This window comes from Chitinophaga rhizosphaerae (assembly GCF_003958645.1).
GTDB classification, from domain to species: domain Bacteria; phylum Bacteroidota; class Bacteroidia; order Chitinophagales; family Chitinophagaceae; genus Chitinophaga; species Chitinophaga rhizosphaerae.
Window position 1 is genome coordinate 206483 of sequence record NZ_RXLO01000002.1, and the last position, 20133, is coordinate 226615.

General features: G+C 51.9%; 17 protein-coding genes. 9 read left to right on the plus strand and 8 right to left on the minus strand.

The annotated features are described in order from the left end of the window. Positions 1–658: 658 nt before the first annotated feature. From EJ361_RS04395 to EJ361_RS04420, 6 genes are all read right to left on the minus strand, one after another. Entirely contained in the window at positions 659–868 is a 210-nt protein-coding gene (locus tag EJ361_RS04395; RefSeq protein ID WP_164714080.1) for a hypothetical protein, read from the minus strand. A gap of 35 nt (positions 869–903) precedes the next feature. Beyond that, positions 904–1245, minus strand: coding sequence for a hypothetical protein (locus tag EJ361_RS04400; RefSeq protein ID WP_126244148.1), 342 nt, complete (start codon positions 1243–1245; stop codon positions 904–906). Beyond that, complete coding sequence (locus tag EJ361_RS04405; RefSeq protein WP_126244149.1) at positions 1242–2645, minus strand: DNA cytosine methyltransferase; 1404 nt, start codon at positions 2643–2645, stop codon at positions 1242–1244. The genes EJ361_RS04400 and EJ361_RS04405 overlap by 4 nt, the downstream gene beginning before the upstream one ends. After that, positions 2645–5398 (minus strand): CHC2 zinc finger domain-containing protein, encoded by a 2754-nt coding sequence (locus EJ361_RS04410; protein WP_126244150.1) that lies wholly within the window; start codon positions 5396–5398, stop codon positions 2645–2647. The genes EJ361_RS04405 and EJ361_RS04410 overlap by 1 nt, the downstream gene beginning before the upstream one ends. A 304-nt stretch (positions 5399–5702) precedes the next feature. After that, positions 5703–5909 (minus strand): hypothetical protein, encoded by a 207-nt coding sequence (locus EJ361_RS04415; protein WP_126244151.1) that lies wholly within the window; start codon positions 5907–5909, stop codon positions 5703–5705. 9 nt (positions 5910–5918) lie between these two features. Next, positions 5919–6140 (minus strand): hypothetical protein, encoded by a 222-nt coding sequence (locus tag EJ361_RS04420; protein ID WP_126244152.1) that lies wholly within the window; start codon positions 6138–6140, stop codon positions 5919–5921. A gap of 234 nt (positions 6141–6374) precedes the next feature. On the opposite strand from EJ361_RS04420, the gene EJ361_RS04425 reads away from it, so the two are divergent. After that, positions 6375–6857 carry a hypothetical protein gene (locus EJ361_RS04425; RefSeq protein WP_126244153.1) on the plus strand — a complete coding sequence of 161 codons (483 nt, stop codon included), beginning with the start codon at positions 6375–6377 and terminating at the stop codon, positions 6855–6857. Positions 6858–6904: 47 nt separating this feature from the next. Continuing rightward, positions 6905–7081, plus strand: a complete 177-nt coding sequence (locus EJ361_RS25520; RefSeq protein WP_164714081.1) for a hypothetical protein — start codon at positions 6905–6907, stop codon at positions 7079–7081. Positions 7082–7875: 794 nt separating this feature from the next. On the opposite strand, the gene EJ361_RS04430 is transcribed toward EJ361_RS25520, so the two are convergent. After that, positions 7876–8313: an acetyltransferase gene (locus EJ361_RS04430; RefSeq protein ID WP_126244154.1), complete on the minus strand. Its 438-nt coding sequence runs from the start codon at positions 8311–8313 to the stop codon at positions 7876–7878. Positions 8314–8337: 24 nt separating this feature from the next. Next, on the minus strand, positions 8338–8919 hold the full coding sequence (locus EJ361_RS04435) for an RNA polymerase sigma-70 factor (RefSeq protein WP_126244155.1): 582 nt from the start codon (positions 8917–8919) through the stop codon (positions 8338–8340). A 97-nt stretch (positions 8920–9016) separates the two neighbouring features. Between EJ361_RS04435 and EJ361_RS04440 the strand changes: the two genes are divergently transcribed. The 7 genes from EJ361_RS04440 (at position 9017) to EJ361_RS04470 (ending at position 19995) form a co-directional block, all read left to right on the plus strand. Further along, the gene (locus EJ361_RS04440) at positions 9017–10021 is read left to right on the plus strand and encodes a FecR family protein (RefSeq protein WP_126244156.1); all 1005 of its coding nucleotides are present in this window, start codon (positions 9017–9019) and stop codon (positions 10019–10021) included. Between the two features lie 255 nt (positions 10022–10276). Next, positions 10277–13549 carry a SusC/RagA family TonB-linked outer membrane protein gene (locus tag EJ361_RS04445; protein ID WP_164714082.1) on the plus strand — a complete coding sequence of 1091 codons (3273 nt, stop codon included), beginning with the start codon at positions 10277–10279 and terminating at the stop codon, positions 13547–13549. A gap of 9 nt (positions 13550–13558) precedes the next feature. Then, complete coding sequence (locus EJ361_RS04450) at positions 13559–15217, plus strand: RagB/SusD family nutrient uptake outer membrane protein (protein WP_126244158.1); 1659 nt, start codon at positions 13559–13561, stop codon at positions 15215–15217. Positions 15218–15237: 20 nt separating this feature from the next. Continuing rightward, positions 15238–16524, plus strand: a complete 1287-nt coding sequence (locus EJ361_RS04455; RefSeq protein WP_164714083.1) for an IPT/TIG domain-containing protein — start codon at positions 15238–15240, stop codon at positions 16522–16524. A 6-nt stretch (positions 16525–16530) separates the two neighbouring features. Next, positions 16531–17664 (plus strand): family 20 glycosylhydrolase, encoded by a 1134-nt coding sequence (locus EJ361_RS04460; RefSeq protein WP_126244160.1) that lies wholly within the window; start codon positions 16531–16533, stop codon positions 17662–17664. A gap of 173 nt (positions 17665–17837) precedes the next feature. Next, positions 17838–19100 (plus strand): hypothetical protein, encoded by a 1263-nt coding sequence (locus EJ361_RS04465; protein WP_126244161.1) that lies wholly within the window; start codon positions 17838–17840, stop codon positions 19098–19100. Between the two features lie 496 nt (positions 19101–19596). Continuing rightward, positions 19597–19995, plus strand: a complete 399-nt coding sequence (locus tag EJ361_RS04470) for a hypothetical protein (RefSeq protein ID WP_126244162.1) — start codon at positions 19597–19599, stop codon at positions 19993–19995. Positions 19996–20133: the final 138 nt, after the last annotated feature.

The window sequence follows — 20133 nt, forward strand, 5'->3', positions numbered from 1 at the left end:
CACCTCGACGAAATGTGTATACCTCACACGAAAAAACAGCCAAACCCAAGTTGAAGCAACCGGCACCCAATAATCGACTCCATCTCCCAAGGTGACGATCTTACGCTGATGCCAAACTTGTGGGAATACAAACCATATCTTCCAAACTAAGCGCGTTGATTGGTATTTGATCTGTGGTTTGTAGTTCCTGGACCAGTCTATGATTATACCCATGTTGTATTATTTTTTCTCGTAATAAGGCTCTATTCCTCTGTCCGCAAACATTATTGCATTCGTACAATATCCGCAGCAGGCCGAATAAACAGTTTCGTCGCCTCGGGAAATTCGTGAGGGTGCATGCCGAAAAGCCTGCAGACAACAATCGCAGGTGTAAGTCGAATATACCGCGCCTAAATCTGTTGAAGAAAACCAAGGGGTGAAGTCCCGAATTTTTAACTGACCGTCCATAAGAGATTTTGATTTAAGCAGGCCCGACGTTTCTGTCCTAGTATTGATCCCAAATTTAAATAAAATCATTAATTGAGGGGCCGGGCCTGCTGAATTTTACCTACTTCATATTTACATGGCATTTGGTGACATTATAGACAATCCCGAATACGGGTTCTTCCTTTCCTTCTACGCCGCGGCGCCGCACCGAGTCGATTCAAATTCTTCATAACTATTCAATGACAGGTATCAGATAAGCGGCAAGATCTCGTCCACCGGAAATTCCGAAGTAATGTTCCCGTTTCATTCTCTTTTTAAATTCCTCCAAGGTGGGAGCTTCCAGCTCGAGGGCACCTGCGTGAGCCACTACGATCCCGTGGGCAGATTCAGGAGTATATGCAGCACGAAGGAGCCAGCCGCTGATGCGCACCAGGTAAAGCATGGTTGGCTGGATATGCAGAAACTTTACGTCCGCCGTTAGTTCATAACTTGGGTGATCAGACATTTGTGTAGGATGTGAGGTGAAGTAAATGAAATGCTGGCTACAACTTTGAATATGTATCTTGGCGTAATTTTCTCACCGGACGGTGTTTCCAATGCTTCAAAATATATCATCCTGCTAATCAACTGCACGGTAGCCTCTTCCACGACTACAACGGCAGTTTCAGCCGTAAGTTGCGCCTCCAAACACAGGCTGCGCCAATCTTTCGGACTCCTAACCCTAGCGATTTGTCGTGGGCGATAAGGGGAGAGTACCATCTGCAAAAGGTGTTGCTGGGTTGCAGCATTTTCGCCGTAGATTAAAATGTGCTGGTTCATATGTGTCTATTTTTAGTAAATGCGGATTCAAATAAAACACGTACCATCTCCGCAGGAACTGCATTGCCAATGAACTTCTTACTGCGGGTAATCCCTCCCAAAAGAAGGTAGTTATCCGGGAGGGTGGTAATCCGGCGAAATTCAATATCCGTCAGATGGCGTGACCTGATGTCAATTATCCCGGATTCTGCCATCAACTTCTTTAACCGTGTTGCCGCTGGCGAATCGGAGTTCATATGCGGATAGTTTAATGTCCTTCCTACGTTCCCGCTTCGTGAGTGTTTTGCACAACCAGGCGGAGATGGAAAAAATATCCCACTTTGAACCTGACCCGCCCAGGTGATAAATTCTTCATCAAACACAAGCGTAACTAGACTCAGGCGATCCTTTGTTGTAAGGGTGGTTGCCGGAGCATCAAGGGAAATAGCAAATCCGTTCCCATACTGCACATCGAGAAACTGAGTGGTGCCAAGGTTATCCTCCTGCAGGCAAAACTTTCGCGCCCCTATTTCCAATCGGCGAAATGTCGCTTCCGAAGAAATTCGCCCATCTTTGAAAATACTTTCACCGGTATCCATGACATCCAGAAAGTTTCGCACGGCAACCCATCTCTTCCGGCCCAAGTCACCATTTTTACTATGGGTTGGAACTGGCCAAGTAATCACTCCGTTCCCAGCAGAAAATTGGACAAACAAACGCTTGCGTATGGTCGGGCAACCAAAATCTGCACAATTCAAAACTCTCCAGCTGGAACAATATCCGTGTTCCTCGATTTCGCGGATCCAACGGCTGAAATTCTCCCCTCTTTTTTCCGGGTCCGGAACCATCCATGGCTCCAATCGGTTGGCCTTTTTATTAACTACTAACGGACAAATCTCTCGTTTGAATCCATCTGAATCGCGGAGGAATGTAATTTTGGGAACAAGCGGCCCCCAAAATTCAAATTCCCTTACATTTTCAACCATTATCTTATTCGGGCGAATTGCCAGAATATATCTTATAAGGTGTTCCGCCAATGAGCGGCTATCCTCATCCCGCGACCGGCCTCCAAGTGCGACGGAATGTCCAGGACAGGAAGGTGATGCCCACAAGACGACTTGAATTCGTGGTTTACGCCGACGAATTTCTTCTACTACCTGAACAATCAGCCCCAATTCAACTGTCCGGATATCTTCGTTCAAGTGGATTGCATGAGGCATATTCATCGCGTGGCTTCGGATTGCCCATGCATCGTGGTTAACACACGCAGCAACCGTTGCGAAGCGGCTACCATCTGGCGTTCGTGCGTTCTCTATCGCAAAGCTCACACCGCCGGCGCCGGCAAATAAATCAATGGCCACTACCTCAAACAGAAGGCAATGCTCAATAAGTCCGCGATATTGTTGCTCTGTAAACTTCATCAAAAAGGCAATTCAACATTTGGAGAAGTCAGTTTATTCATATCCAGCATTCCTTCGCGCCAGTAATGTTCCGGTACGGAATTGGCAAGTTGGAGCATTTCCGGATCATGCTGGAGGAACCGTTCCTTCTCTGCCGATATAAAATCCGGTCTGAAAAAAACGAACGGTCGTCCTGTCGCTTTCACATCGATGCGGGAGCTTTCCGGGTTACCACTAACATAAATGGTATGCCACTTCGGAAAGCTATACCGCTTTACTTTATACTTCTTACCTCCAGCAGGATCCGGCTCCCAATAGTTATCCACTCCAAGGTTTTCCCGTAAAACATTATCAATATATTTTTCCTCGAATCTATTATTCAGCAGCTCCTTTCGCACATCGCCGAGTGTCAGGTAAATTATGTTCTCGGTAAAGTCCTGGAACATATTCTCCAATTTGATCCTGATTTCCTTTTCGATCATTGGTTTGGAGTGAGCTACCACACGCTTTAGTGCGTCAGTAACGAGGTGACGCGGGTGGAACCACATTCTCGTCTCATTTTGAGATTTCATGGGCCGCTTGTTCAAAAAATTCAAAAAAGATGGGATCTCTGCAATCATGTCGGAAAGAACTGATACGCGCTCTTTCTCCGGCTTACGAATTTTCCGCACCCAATACCGGATATCATCCTCGGATGCATAAATGAAATTATCTTCGTTGTTGGTAAGGAGAAGGAATTTCCCAAAAAACTCTATTTCGACGTGATCTTTTCCTTTTTGGTTCAGGGTTATGCGATCTGCTGTACTCAGGGATTTTATCTTCTCAATTACAGTCTTTTTATCAATAAAGGCTTCATCGCAAGCCGTCAATAATTTCGTGGCGTAGGCGCCATTGAAATCGGAGCTAAGTTCCGCATTACCAACTATTGCCATATTCTGTTTGAACACCGCTTTCAGCCATTTGGCAAACGTGCTTTTTCCTGTGGCATTTTCCTTCGAAACCAGACAAAGTATCGGCAATATTTGGGTAGGTCGCTGATATAAAAGCTGCACATAATCAAGTCCAAAATCATAATGCTCTTCAAAAATGTGCTTCAGGAAATCAAGGGTAACAGGGCATTCACCTTCATCCGGCTCCCAATCGAAGGGGGAGTACATGTTAAAACAATTGTGTATAACTTCTTGATAACTAACATGGTCGGGTACGTTGCAAAAAGCCTTGTACTTCTTAATATGATTTAAAAAAGCCTTTCCATGATCATCACTAATGGTAATCTTGTTTCGGCGGTGCAGCTGCACTTCTAAATCCTTGTACTTATTTGGGACAGGCACCTTCTCATAATAATCATCACCAACCCGGAGGTACAACTTGGAGGCGCCGGGTAATATTATTTCGCATTCGGATTTTTCCTTATCATATCTATATTGTGTTCCATTATAGACAAACTGCTTTTCCTGAATCACATCCTGATGTCGGTGATAAAAGGAATTCACCGAATCTAGGGCTAGAAGTGAGATCAAATGCTGAAAACCATAGGTAATATTGATCTTTTTTATATAAGTACCCTCCCGGCTAAATGCACATGCATCGGCTAGAACTTCAGCCGCTACAGTCTTACGGATTATTACCTTGGATCTTTTACGACGGAAACTGATATCGTTCCCCACGGGAAATTCCGATTCGCGGTTTTTTCGCAACGCCTCATATAAGTCGTCCAGCCCTTTCGGATTGCCGACAACCGATTCTGAAGAAATATATCCAAAATACAGGCTTATCTCATGATCGGAAAGGTAGTCTTTCAGCAACTCCTTCATCCCACGGGCAGATGAAAAAAAGTTGTTCGGCCGCATATAAATATCCTTCCCTTCTTCCAGCGCCTTTAAACTGATATTGCGGCAATCACCATCATACAAAAACACTATATCTCTTACGCCGCAGGCCAAAATAAGCTCAATGATGTCGCGGTGCAGCTGAAGGGTTTCCTTATCCCGATATGTACTTATTGAACTTAGTCCAACTATATCCATTCCATGGATCCATCCGGCAATAGCTTTTTTGTATCCCTCAGTAATAAACAGTGTCGTTATGCTTTCCTTTTCCCTGAATTTTCTTAACAATCCAGGCGGGAAGAAAGGGCGAGTTCCGACACCCTTTGGTATCCTGTATTTAATAACCCCGCCTTTGCTATCTACTTGCGGATTCTGATATCGAACTACCTTGTAGGGTTCGTCTCTTGTCATCCCATTCAGTGCGCGGGGGTACGTAATTAAAAAACCGTGTATGTCGTAGACGGTGAACTCAAGATTCCCATCTCGATCTTCTGCAATAAGTGGATACACGTCGCTGCCCTGCGACGATGGCATTTTCAACCATATTTTATTTCTGGCTGAAGTCAACCCAAGCATCTCCATTGTACTATTGAGAAATGCTCCCTTCTTAATTTCGGAACGGGTTTGTGAAGCCGATTTTACGACACGGAGAGGTTCTGAAATAATAATATTATACGTATCAGCTAACCATTTTATCGCTGCAGGGAAATCTACTCCTGTCTTTTTCATTACAAATGATATCGGATCATTTCCACCCTCTTCACAGCCGGACCAGCATTTATATATACCCTTATTGGGATTTACAGAGAATTTTCCGCCGCAAAACGGGCAATCGCCGCTATAGTCTTTTCCATTTCGCTTCAAAACGGTAAACTCCCCAATCACCCGGACGAGATCTACCTGTTCCTTTACCTTCGTCACCGTTTCTTCGGGGATATAGGTCATCTCTTCGTTTTTAGATATGTGATGAAAAATATCGAGGCCAATATCACCCCTGTTCGTAAGCTATTCGGCATTGTGGAAAGCAATATCAGGTAGGCGGTAGCCACGCATAACACGATGCCGCATTTAATTGCTGCTGCGACCCGCTCGTGGGGATCCCGCTTTCCCATTTTGTTCAATTTTATATAAATCATGTAGTCGAGAAAGGATGCTCTTATATTTCCTTCTGATCTGTCCGCCAAGGTGCTGCGATAATATTCGGTCACGCATGATGAGGCGATATTTCAACAAAACAGACCGGTACCGCTCAATGCTCATTTAATACGGCATTTATTGCATCAAGAAATGCTGGACGCTCAGGGGGGTCTACATAATCAAAATCTCTCCCTGCGCCTTCGTCCAGGTTGTGAAGAAGTGCCATTTCCCGGGCAATTCGGTAGTCATCCTCGACACCTGCGACGAGCTGTTTTATGACCTGCAGCACGAATACCGATAATTTAGTGGTGTTATACATAGTCACTTTTTATGTGCCGTATTTCAAACGTTCCTCCTCCGCTTCCTTTTCGCGTTCAACAATCAGTCGCTCCGCGGTATTGAGAATATCGTTGTAATGTTTACCCTCCAAATTGCGCTTCAAGACGTCGTAGGCAACGTGGTAGGGAATTTTAAGGGATCCAGCAATTCGGCTGATGTCTCTTCGGACTAAATTTTTTCGGATCCACATTAATTTTTCGCGGGCAATCATAAAATGCTTATTTTTGGTTCAAACTTGGTAGAAATTTGGTTCTTGTCCTGAAAACGGGGCCAGGCGGCGATTATTTGCCCAAGATGGGCTGAGATTATCATAGCTATGGATCTCAAATTCAGAGATTTGGTTTTCAAATCTTGAAATTTGGTTCTGTAAATATAGACTTTTGGTTCAAATTGTCCTCATTTTGAACCACATTTACATATATTTATTACTGTCAAGCATAAGTTTATGAATGACATAACAAAAGAGAGCAACCGCGAAATGGGGAAAGCACTTAAGGAAATTTTCGATGCGCTTAGGGAAGTTGATAAAGTTAAGTCTGAAGCCCATCTAGCAAGGATCTTGCGGGTTAATACATCCCATTTTCATGAAATGATTGATGGAAAGCGGAGCATATCGAACAGGGTGCTTAAGATCCTGCACCAAACATTTAATGTCGACCTCAATTACCTTACAACCGGGGGACAGTATGGAGCCGCATTCCTCCTGCCACCATCCGCTACATATGCAAGGGAGATTACAGGCCTAAAAGATTCTATTCAATTACTCACAGATGAAAATCACAGGCTAAAGGAAATCTTGCATGATGATCAAATTAGCATGAAGCAAACATTGGAAAAAATCGACGAACTACGAAAGCAGATATCCTATCAGCAAAAACTAATAGACTTACTAGAGGCGAAAAGCCCAAACGTGAAAGCCGCAGGTTAATTGTAATTCACCGCGGAATGCGGCGGATCACAAATAACCCACATACCATGCATACATTCACCATTGACAAAGCCCATCAGGAACTATGCGAATTCCTGGGCGAAAAAACGCTCAAACACAAACCTGAACTCATCATTGAGTACTACAAAGCCCAAATTATGAAAGAACTGAATGAAAAAATCCGGGATGCCGTCGAAAAGCTAAGTCCCTTACGAATTGCCTAATGCCAAATTAGAGGGGTGGCAAAAGGCCATCCCTTTTCAGAAAATTTATCATTATTAACCTGGTCCTGATACTGTTCGGGTTTTCTTGAGAGGAGTTCATAATCAATCAGTTTTATATTAAATCAAACCACTGTTCCACGGAACAACTTTTTTTTGCAACTGATTGATTATTAATGTTAGGGGATAATCCCCTATCCTCCACAATCGGAAAGAGCCTTTCAGTAAAATCTGGAAGGCTCTTTTTTTTGTTAACCTTTCAATCCCACACCGATGAAATATCTACTAGGATTGATGACGATGGCTTGCTTACCAAATTATCATTCGCCACTCACTACGACAACTCCCTCAACCATCATGCGATCTTTGACTATAAGGATCGGCAACTGACCCATATACGCTGGCATAATCGCACTGTACCGACGATCACAGATCCGTTGACCATTACTTCGACCAACCGCAACTCCCGTATTACGGAATTTGCCATGGCTAAACCTGTGAAAAAGCCATTGCTACTTTTCAATTACATCTGGGAAGGCAATAATATCACCGAAGAACATTTCGAGGACCACCTATTATAAACGCAGAAACTAGCGTACTGATTTCGAAACAGGGAAGTTTTTGTATCCGCCAGATACTTGTTGACGCCCGTTGCGGTGATCTCCATGCCGGAAGTCAGCGTTACAGATGAACGGACGCATCTACGTCCTGCTAAGCAAGCAGCAAATCGTTCAAGGTGGGGTTTAAGATCGCAGCAGTAATTATAACGATTGTAGCGCCGGGCATTTCATTTCACGCTATTGTCGTGGATAGGTGAAATGCAGCAAGGGATAAGGCTTCCCCATGCCATCCTTTTCCGACCGCCCTGTTTCCACGAACCCCATTTTCCGGTAGAAGCCAACGGCCTGGTGGTTTTGCTCGTTTACGTCCACCTTCGTTACGCCCAGTTCCGACAGCGCGAAACGGACGAGCTGCTGCCCGATCCCCTGCCCTCGTGACGCCGCATCGATGAACAGCATTTCCAGGTTTTCGCCGGAAACGCCCAGCACGCCCGTGAGCTGCGCATCGCCGCCGGTCACGTACAAATCCAGCGCGGGCAGGAACTGATCAGGAATGATCTTCTTGAATAATTCGAAATCGGACAGTCGGAGGAAATGATGGGTGGCCAACACGGACGATTCCCAAACCTGCATGATACCGGGATGATCGGCGGAGGTCGCTTTTCGGATGTTCATGTTCGCAATTTAGGGTTTTCCGCGTCAGTACAGCGCGCCGGAAGCGATCACCACGGCGCCGATGATACCGAATCCCTTCAGTTCTTCGCGCATGAGGCTCAGGGATCGGGTCATGTGTTTTTCCACGGCTTTTACGGAAATCCCCAGTTTCTCGGCGATCTCTTTATAACTGAGGTGATCGCGGCGGGAAAGGAGAAAAATCTCCCGGCTGCGCTCCGTGAGCTTGTCGAGCGCCGCGGCGAAAGCCTTTTCCAGCTCGCGGAGGTCGTAATTGATATGCAGATCGGCCGTTTGCCCGGAGGGCATTTGCTGGTGATGCTGTTCGTGAAGGAGGGAGTTCCGCAGCTCGTTGAAGATCCGGTTGCGGAGGGCGTTGTACAAATAGGAAGGAACGTTCTCGACATGGGCCAGCTCCGTCCGCCGCCGGTACACATTGGTAAAAACCTCCTGCAGCAGGTCTTCCACGATCGCCGGAACGGGCACTTTCCGGAAGGCATAGGCATACATCGCCCCGGCATGCCGCTGGTACAGCGTCTCGAACGCGCGCGCATCGTTTCCGGCCAGCAACGTCACCAGTTCCCTATCAGACAGTGCGGTATATCCCATGATCGGTGGTAAAAATAGGAGAAAAATCAGGTTTTTCGGCAGTTAGGGGTAGGGTACGGCATTAATACCGTGTCTTATCCTCACACAAGCCCACGTAATGAACGACCAACATCTGTTGCAATTGCTGGATAAATACCTCCGGAACAACTGTTCCCCGGAGGAAAAACAAGCCCTGGAAACCTGGCTCGAGCGGTACGAATCCCCGTTCCGGGATGCCGCCCCCGACCCTTCGCCCAGGCTCGCCGCAGTGTACGACAGTATTTCGGCCCGGCTGAAAGCCGAAGGCGAAATGCCCGAAGCCCCCGCCACGCCCGTTCGCCACATCCGCGCCCGCTGGTGGAAAGCCGCCGTCGCTGCGGCCGTCCTCATCACAGGGGCCGCCGTTACCTGGAACGTTTTACGCAAACCCGCCATGCTCCTGGCCTCCGCGCCCGCCGGCGAAAGCACCTTCGTGGAACTGCCCGACGGCAGCCGCGTGTGGCTCAACGCCAGCAGCAGCCTGGAATACCCCGGCAACATGGCCCGAAACGGCCGCACTGTGCGCCTGAAAGGCGAAGGGTACTTCGAAGTGGCGCCCGACCAGCAACAACCGTTCGAGGTACAGACGCAAGACCTGTCTGTCCAGGTACTGGGCACCGCCTTCAACCTCAAAGCCTATAACGAAGACGCCGCACTGGAAACCGCGCTCATCGAAGGCAAGGTCGCCGTTTCCCTGCTGAGCGCCCCCGCGCGCCGGCAGCTCCTGGCCCCCGGCCAGAAACTCCTCCTCACCCGGAAAAATACACCGGGCGCCGGCGGGGAAGATTGGGGCAGCTTCTACGCACAAGTACAAAACAATACCAAAACAAAGGATACGATCGCCACAGAAACGCTCTGGCGCAAAGGGCGCCTCCAGTTCCGCGACCAGTCGTTCACCGAACTGGCCAAAATCATGGAACGGTGGTACGACAAACGCATCATCATCGCCGATCCTGCGCTGAACGACAACCGGTTTTCGGGGGAATTCCGCAAGGAAGGGATCAAAGATGCGCTCAATGCCCTGCAGCTGATCGCAAATTTCACGTACGACATGAGAGGGGATACCGTCATCATCAAGCAATAGTCAACCAACAAAAACAGCTATGGAACGATTCACACCTTGCATTACATCAGACTAGGCGCTCTCCGGCCGCCATCAAATTAAAAAAAGGATAGTGCTGGCACACTACCCTTTAAGCTAAACATGGAATGAAACAAGTTTTCCGTGCGGGAAGGTTTTTGTTTCAAATTGTTCAACACTCAATCCAAATTTATGAAAAAAACGCTGCGTTCAAAACCAGCATTACCCAAGCATTTCTTGCGAAAAACATTATTGTTTATGAAGCTATGCCTGATTCTCATGACTGTGACCGTTCTGCAACTGCAGGCAGCCGTGGGATATTCGCAGAACCGGTTTTCCATCGAAAGCCGGCAGATCGAGCTGAAGAAGCTGCTGGAGTGGATCGAAACGAAAAGTTCCTATCGCTTCCTGTACAATATCAAGACCTTTCCCGCAGCGGATAAGGTGGACGTCAAGTTCGACAACGCCACCCTGCCGTCCGTGCTCGACCGCATCCTGCAAGGCCGGGCGCACACTTACCGCATCCTCGACGACGGGCTGGTGGTCATTTCTCCCCGCCAGGACGAAAAGATCACCGTCAAGGGAAAGGTACTTTCCGCCGAACAGACCGAATTGATCGGGGTGAGCATCCAGCTGAAGGGCACCGCTACCGGAACGGCCACCGACGAGCAGGGCAATTTCAGTCTCAGCGTGCCTCCCAACGGCGTGCTCCTTGTGTCTTATATCGGGTACGAACCGCAGGAAGTGCCGGTGAACGGGCGCACGCAGCTCCCCAACATCGTGCTGAAACCTTCCAGCTCCGGCCTGAACGAAGTCGTGGTGCTGGGTTACGGACAGAAACAGGTGCGCCAGAGCGTTACCGGCGCGATCAGCAGTATCCAGACCAGGGAGCTGAAGCAAAGCCCGGTAGCCAACCTGACCAACGCCCTCGCCGGCCGCCTCCCAGGCCTCATCACGGTGCAGCGCAGCGGACGGCCCGGCTCCGACTATTCGCAGCTGTTCATCCGCGGCATTAATACCACAGGCTCTACCAATCCCCTCATCGTGATCGACGGTCTTCCCCGCGGCAACGCCGACCTCGGCCAGCTCGACGCCAATGAGATCGAGTCTGTCTCCATCCTGAAAGACGCCTCCGCCACGGCGCTCTACGGCATCCAGGGCGCCAACGGCATCGTGCTGGTAACCACCCGTCGCGGCCAGGAAGGGCCCCCCAATATCCAGATCAACGCGCAAACCGCCCTCCAGCAGCCCGTTACGTTCCCCCGGTTCCTCGACTCCTACCGCTCCGGCCTCCTCCAGAACGAAGCGGCTAAAAACGACGGTATGGCCCCGCGCTGGAGCGAACAGGAACTGGAATATTTCCGTACCGGCCTCAAGCCCTACGATTATCCCAACACCGACTGGTACACCGAAATGGTACGCGATTATTCCCCGCAGAAAACCGTGAACGTGAACATCAACGGCGGTTCCAAATATGTCCGCTACTTCGTTTCCGGATCGTACCTGCGCCAGGAGCCCCTCTACAAACACGGCAACGAAAACGTATATGGTATCAAATATAAATACGACCGTTTCAACTTCCGCTCCAACATCGACATCACGCTCGACAAAAACACCGACCTGCAGGTAGACCTGGCCTCCCGCCTGGAAAACCGTACCAGTCCATCGCTCGACCGCGCAGGCGGTGAAATGTTCTGGGTATTGCTGTCGCAAATGACCAACCACCTCACACCCGTTAAAAACCCCGACGGCAGCATCTCTTCCGGGAACATGCGGGAAGATTTCTATAACCTCTACGGCGTGCTCACGCAAAACGGCTACCTCGACGCCTACTGGCATAGCACGAGCGGTTCCGTGGCGCTCACCCGCAAGCTGGATTTCATCACGCCCGGCCTGAAAGTGAAAGGATTGTTCACTTTCGAAAATTTCGGCGATATCAACACCGCGTTCGACCAGGAGTTCGATTCCTACCGGTACAAATCGAAGCCCGGCACGTTCAACGGCGAATATTTCCAGCACCGCACCGCCACCAGCCTGCAACGTTCCGGCGCCACCAGCGGACAGCGTTATTACTATTATGACCTGAAGCTGATGTACGACCGTGATTTCGGGAAACATTCGCTGGGCGGGCTTTTCCTCTTCAATCGCAACCTCCGCACGCAGGCCGGCGATTTGCCCCGCGTATATGAAGGTTATGTGGGCCGCGTGACGTATAACTACGGTAAAAAATATTACCTCGAATTCAACGCAGGGTACAACGGGTCGGAGAACTTCCCGGTGGGCAAGCGTTACGGCTTCTTCCCCGCATTTTCCGCCGCGTGGATGATCAGCAACGAAGATTTCATGCCGAAAAACGGCGCGCTCAGTTTCCTGAAAGCCCGCTTCTCGCACGGGTATGTGGGCAATGACCAGATCGGTGGCGGGCGCTGGCTGTATATGTCTGACTTCTCCCGCTCCGACGGGTTCACCTTCGGCAGCGTAGCCACCGGCAACGGCGGTTATTACGAAAGCCGGATCGGCAACACCGCCATCACCTGGGAAAAAGCATCGAAAACCAACCTCGGTTTCGAAACCGGTTTTTTGAAAGACCGGATCAGGTTTAACGTAGACATCTTCCGCGAGCTGCGCAAAGACATCCTCACCTACGCCGGTACCATCCCTTCCTATCTCGGCATCACGGCAGACATCAACCGCAACCGCGGCCGTATCGTGAACCGCGGCATCGAAGGCGACCTGCATGTGAATATGGACGTGGGCCGCGTGGGGATCTTCACCAAGATCAACTACCAGTTCGTGAAGAATAAAATCCTGGAAATGGACGAACCCAAGCTGGAATATGCGCACCAGAGCGTGGTGGGCCTGCCCATCGGTTACGGGCTCGGATATCTGGCGGAAGGATTGTTCCAGTCGAGGGACGAAATCGCCAAACACGCGAAGCAGAACTTTGCGCCGCTCATCCCCGGGGACATCAAGTATAAAGATGTTGTGGAAGACGGCGTGATCAATGAAGCCGACCGTGTGATGATGCCCATGCTCAACGTGCCTACCAGCTATTTCGGCGCCACTTTCGGCATCGATTACAAAGGGCTCGACGTCAGCGCCCTCTTCCAGGGCGCCCTCGGAGGCCGGCAGATTTATTCCGCACAGCTGGTATGGAACTACCGTGAAAGCTACCGCCCCATCCACGAAGGCCGCTGGACGCCGGAAAACGCCGCCAACGCCACGTTCCCCGCGCTGCACTACAGCGAAAGCAACATGGGCAACAACTTCATCAACTCCAGCTATTGGATCCGCAAAACCGATTACGTAAAACTGAAAAACGTGGAGATCGGGTACCGCCTGCCGAAACACTGGATGAACCGTGTGAAGATCAAGAACGCACGCATCTTCGTGAACGGCATGAACCTCATCAGCTGGGACAACGTCCGCGAGCTGGGCATCGATCCGGAATCCAATACCGGCGACCGCTGGGGCTGGCAACCTTATCCCCTCATGCGCGTCTACAACGCAGGCATCACCATCAACCTCTAAACCAGCACCATGAAAATAACAAGCATTACGAAGCGATTCATCTGGCTGTTGCTGCCCCTTTGCTGCGCATGCAACAAGAATTTCCTGGACCGGAAGCCCAGCGACAAGATCACCGAAAGGGAAGTGTTCAAGAATATCGAGAATGCTGAAAAGTTCGTGAACGTGATCTATCAGAGCCTTCCGAATATGTTCAAACCCGGCGGCGCCTGGGTCCTCGGCAGCGCAACCGACGAAACCAACCAGTCTATCGACGCATCGGCCTCCTACCCGGACGCCGGCAGCTTCAATAATTCGTCCATGAGCCCGTCCGCATTCCCCATGCAGGGCCAGTGGGCGGAATTCTTCGGGAAGATCCGTTCCTGCAACCTTTTCCTGTCCAACTACGACATCATTCCCAACGATCCGAATTATCCCGAACGCAAGTCGCGCCTCCGCGGCGAAGTGCTCCTGCTGCGCGGCTACTATTACTTCCAGCTGATGATCCGCTGGGGGAAAGTGCCCCTGCTCACGGCCGTGCAAAACCCGTTCGATAACCCGGAAGATATTTACTACAAACGGAATTCCATCGACGAAGTGGTAGCCCAGATCGCCAGCGACCTCGACGCTTCCGCGGCGCTGCTGCCCGCCGGTTACGACCAACGCCCCAACAACTGGGGACGCGCCAGCAAAACCATCGCCCTGGCGCTGAAAGGCAGGCTGCTGCTATATTACGCCAGTCCGCTCTACAACCCCACCAACGCCGGCCCGCGCTGGTCCGCGGCGGCAACGGCCTGTCGCGCTGCGCTGGACACCGCGCTGAACAACGGCTACGTCCTGAATGCAAGGTACAGCGACGCGTTCACCCAGTATTTCAGCCGCGAGGTGATCTGGAGCCGCCCGGCCCCGGGGGCTTACCGCGACGGCGGGCTCGACCAGGAAATGAACCCGCGCGGTGCCGGCGGTTACGGCAACATCAATCCTCTGCAGGAATTGGTGGATGCTTATGAAATGAAAGCCACCGGTCTTCCCATCACCGATCCCGTATCCGGGTACAATCCGCTGGAGCCGTACAAAGGCCGCGATAAACGTTTCGAAGAAACCATCCTGTTCCCCGGCGCCATGTGGAAAGGGCGTGCGCTCGATCCCAATGGCGCAGACGCTCCGCGGCCCGGCCAGGTCATCTCCAACTACTGGCCCCGCAAATACCTCCTCGAAAACGTGAACCTCTTCAACCTCACCGGCGCTACCGACCGCAAGTGGGTACTGATCCGCCTTGCCGAACTGTACCTCAACTATGCCGAGGCGCTGAACGAAGCGAATGGTCCCACGGGAGATGTCAACGCAGCCATTAACGCAGTGCGTAGCCGTGTGAACATGCCCGATTACAATGGCACCGACCGCGATAAGATCCGCGAGAAGATCCGTAATGAAAGAAGGGTGGAACTGGCGCTGGAAGACCACCGTTTCTGGGACGTACGCCGCTGGAACATCGCCCACATCGTCGACAACCGCGAGGTACATGGCGTGAAGGTGACCGGCCAGGGGAACGTGACGTATGAATATCCGGTCGTGGAAAAGCGCATCTTCAACAACAACCAGAACCGCGACTACTGGCTGCCCGTTCCGCAAAACGAGATCGACAAGGTAGCCGGCCGCAATTCGGAATTCAAGCAAAACACCGGATGGTAAAACCTATCAAACCGACATCAATGATGAAACATATCGCATTCTCCCTCATAGCCGCGCTGGCGTTGCTGGCAACGGCAGGCTGCAAAAAAGAAAAAGGCTTCGGGCACGATCCCAACGCGCCCGTGGTGATCGAGAAATTTACGCCGGAAGTGGGCGGCGCAGGCGTGGAAGTGCTCATCTACGGCAGCAATTTCACCAAAGATACCAGCGGCGTCTCCGTAACCGTGAACGGCGTTCCGGCGTTCGTGGCCGGTGTGGTGGAAGACCGCATCCTCATCGCCATCCCTCCCAAGGCCGGGACCGGTAAAATCGAAGTAAACATCCGCGGCCATAAAGGTTCGAGCAAAGACGACTTCGGATACCGACCCTCCACCATCGTAACCACTTTTGCCGGCAGTGGCAATTCCAGTTACGTAGACGGGAAAGGCACCGCCGCATCGTTCAACATCGGCAATCGCTGCGGTATCGATATCGACGAAAACGGCAACCTGTATGTTCCCGAAGCCGGCAACCTCCGCGTGCGCAAAATCGCGCCGGACGGAACGGTGACCACGCTCACGGGGAACGGGAACAGCGGCTATAAGGAAGGCACCGCCGCCGAAGCGGAATTCCATATGCCATTCGACGTAGTGGCCGCGGGCAACGGGATCGTGTACGTTTCCGACCCCGCAGCCTGGACGATCCGGAAGGTTACCGCCAACGGCACCACCTCCCTCGTAGGCTGGTTCGAAGCCTGGGGAATGGGCATCGACCGGCGCAACGGGACGCTCTTTTACACCGACGCGCGTGGAGACGGCAGTGTGTATAAAGTGGACCCCGGGACCGGCGCTTCCGAAAAGATCATCGGCGGCCTCAGCTACCCGTCAGACGTAGCGGTAGACAGCAAAGGCAACCTTTACGTGGTCGTGAACGGCAGCCACATCATCCGCCAGTACAAAGCCGGCAGCTGGGAACCCGGCGTTACCATCGGCATCCCCGGCCAGGCAGGCCTCGTGAACGGCCCGGCAGCTTCCGCGAAATTCGACCTGCCCTGGAGCGTGGCCGTAGACGCCAACGACAACCTCTTCATCGCCGGGAACGGCACCTGGGACGGCAGTTCCACCAATACCAACCAGTGTATCCGCTTCGTGAACACGGCCTCGTGGGAAGTAAGCACCTTCACCGGCGGCAGCACGGCTGGTTTCGCAGACGGCACCGGCTCCGCAGCCCTCTTCAGCGCTCCCACCGGCGTTACCGTTGGGGTGGACGGGGCGGTGTACGTGGTAGACAGGAAAAACGACAGGATCAGAAAAGTGATAGCCGAATAATCAACTATGCAAAGCATTCTAAAAAATCTCCTGGCGGTATGCATCCTTGCAACCGCCAGCTTTACCGCCGCCGCACAGACGGCCGCGTACAAATGGAACGAATTGCCCGTGAGGGGCCTGCTGATGAGCGCTCCGGCGAAGCAGGACGTAGCCGTTTTCTGTGATTTCGTCCGGAAAGCGTTGCCGAAAGAAGGTGTCAACACCCTGGCCATCCGCATCGAATACGGATACCAGTACAAATCGCACCCGGAAGTAGCGGAAAAGAACGCCCTGTCCGAAAGCGACGTGAAACAGATCGTGAAAGCCGCCAGGGAGGCGAAGATCAGGCTCATCCCCATCATGAACCTCATGGCCCACCAGTCGGAAGCCACGGAAATGGGGCCGCTCCTGAAAGCCTATCCCCAATTCGACGAATCGCCCGACTACAACCCGCCCGTTCCCTGGAAAAGCGGCGGCATGTTCGATTTCTACAGCAAAAGCATCTGTCCGCGCCACCCCGACCTGCTGAAGGTGTTCTTCCCCATGATGGACGAGCTCGTGGAAGCATTCGAGGCAGACGCGCTGCATGTGGGGCTGGACGAAGTGTGGATCATCGGCTACGATAAATGTCCGCGCTGCGGCGGGGGCGACAAATCGGAAATCTTCGCCGAGTACGTCAACAAGCTGCACGCACACCTGAAAGAGAAGAACGTGGAAATGTGGATGTGGAGCGACCGCCTCATCGACGGCAAAACGACCAACCTCCTCGCCTGGCAGGCCAGCATGAACGACACGCACCGCGCCATCGACCGCATTTCCAAAGACATCGTGATCACCGACTGGAAATATGAAAGCGCCCCTCCCACTCCGGGCTACTTCGCGCTGAAAGGCTTCAATGTGCTCGCCAGCCCCTGTTCCAACACGGAAGTTGCGCTCGACCAGCTGAAGCAGGTGCTCCAGATCCGGAAAGACGCCACCCGTGCAGAATGGGCCCTGCCGCTGGGACAGCGCATGCAGGGCGTTTTCGAGACGATGTGGTTCAATTCCAAAGAGTTTATCGATGCGTATTATGAGCGCGGCGAGTATCGTCCGCTGGCGAAAGAGAACGTAAAAGCCTTCAAGGCGCTGTTCAAGGCCGTACGCGAAGCGCAAAAGCAATAACCTTTGCCATCCCTGAAAATCCCTATACCAGAATGCCGCCCATCCGGGCGGCATTCCTTTTATCCAGCCCTTAAAACCGCACATAACCGCCACCTCCACAACTAGGTAGCACTACCTATAGGCCGGCTTTTCCCACAAACTATATTTGCGGCTGAAAAGAAATGAACCCCCAAATGAAAAAGTTGTTATGCGTATTCCTGCCGGCCTTTGTGCTGCTGGCAGCCTGTAAAAAAGATCCGAAGCCGGCGGAGCCGGGAACGGAATTACCGGGAAAAATCCCCTCGGAACCGAAAGCCCGTCCAGTTGGTGAGCCCATCGGCCCCGGCGTAATCGCCATGGTAACGCCGGCCGGCGCCACCATCACTTCGGCCGACGGTTCGTTCAAATTGCGTATACCCGTTGGCGCGGTGAACGCCAATACCGACATCCTGATCCAGGAAGTGAAGAACACCGCACCAGGCGCCGTGGGCAGAAGTTTCGAGCTGCAGCCGCACGGTACCGTTTTTCAGAAACCCGTGACCCTGGAATTTTCGTGGGAAGGCCACGAAAGCTGGGTGAACATTCCCGAAGCGCTCGGCATTGCGCGGCAGGACGAGAAAAATTTCTGGCGGCTGGCCAAAGCGCCGGTCATCGATAAGGTAAAGAAAACCGTTTCCGTGCAGACGGACCATTTCTCCAACTGGGCCCTGCTGCAATGGCTGCAACTCGAGCCCGTGGCCACTACCGTGAAAGCAGGCGGCCAGGCGCAACTTACGGTGAAGTCGTACATCCCGCTTTCGGGCGATGATCTGCTCACGCCGCTGGTGCCTGCCGACGGTCAGGATATCGCATTGGGCGAAGGGCGGCCCTTGCCCGGGAATTTCATACAGTCGTGGACGGTAGGCGGCGTGGGAACGGTGAATGGTAACGGCGGACAGGGCACCTACTCCGCTCCCGCGACCGTACAGAAGCCCGAGATCGCGAACGTGACGGCTACGCTCAAAGACAGGAAGCAACAGCTGATGGTGGTGAGCACATTGACGGTGATCCCGCAGGGCCTCGTGTACAGGATCAATGGCGGGCCCTGGCACCTGTTACCGGCCGATGGTGGCGCGGGAGACGAAGGATTCGAGGTCACCGCATCCAACGGGATAAGGTACATCGTGCTGGCATGGGGCGGCGGCACCGGGGCTTTCCATTGGGACAGGCTCATGAAAACGGCGCTGGTGTATGTGGACGGGGCCGATAAACAAACCGCCAGCATCTATTACGACAAAGCACTCAAGCAATACGTTCCCGCAGGCGGTGCGCTCCATGTTGTGGAGCTCGGTGCCAAAGGTGAATTCATCAGCGGCAGTTTTACCATGACCGGCGGCGGCGAATTCATCGACAACGACCAGGAGCCTATCGGCAAAAACAATATCGAGGGATACTTCTGCGTAAGGCATGATCTTTGATTTTATCGGAACATACATTTCATCCGCAGCCCCGACGCATCCATTCCCCAAAAAAAAATTCATCCATACCCCGCACATCCATGCTGTGACCTCAATACCGCTGCGTTCATCCATCTATCCCAAAAACGGCATCCATTTCAGGCCATGAAAATGGCGGTTCAGCCCCGAAATTCTCCGGTTCGCCCTGCCAAATGCGGCAGGGCGGCCGATTAGCGGGGAAACGAAGTAACAAATCCGCGTTACTGCCCGTTTTACCTGCAATCATCCAGCCCCAACATCCATCCGTTGCCTCAAAAATTATTCAACAGCTATCATCCAGCTAACCCCAAAAATCCATCTAATCCCAAACATCCATTCAGACCTCAACCCGGTCTTGCAGCCCCAAAACATTTCCGGTCTGCCCTGCCTGCGTGGCAGGGCAGCCGCATTTTTACCCTATTTCCATGGAAAGAGTAACAAAAAGACGGGGACCGCCGTTTTACCCGAAAACACCGCGATGAGAATTTTCTACATATTCCTACCCGCCATCCTGGTAATGACCGCCTGCAAGAAAGACGGGAACAAGCCCCCGGAAGCCTTCCGCGGGAAATATGCCGGCAAGTTTTATGTGGAAAAAGGCGGCATCAGTTATAACATTTCCAACATCAGCATCCGGTTCGACGGGTGGGAGTACGAATTCGGGGTTTCGGATGTGGTGAATTACCCCAGCTACAACCAGGGCGGAAAGGGATTTTTCCTCACCCCGCCGGATAAAATCACCTTAAACATGCTGCTGCCCACGGCCACCCAGCTGAAGCGGGAATACAAGTACACCATCAAGGAAGATTCACTCATTTTCATCAATACGATCAGCGATACCGAGCGGGAATATTTCCGGTTGAAACGGGCCCCCTGACCCCGCAAACCCTTTGAATACATGTCAAAAGCTCCGCCAGCCGGGGCTTTATCTTTTTTTCCCTATTTTTACCCCAAGCCAACTTTGTTACAACAATGCGCATAGCCAATATTACCCGAAACCTGATAATTGCAGTGA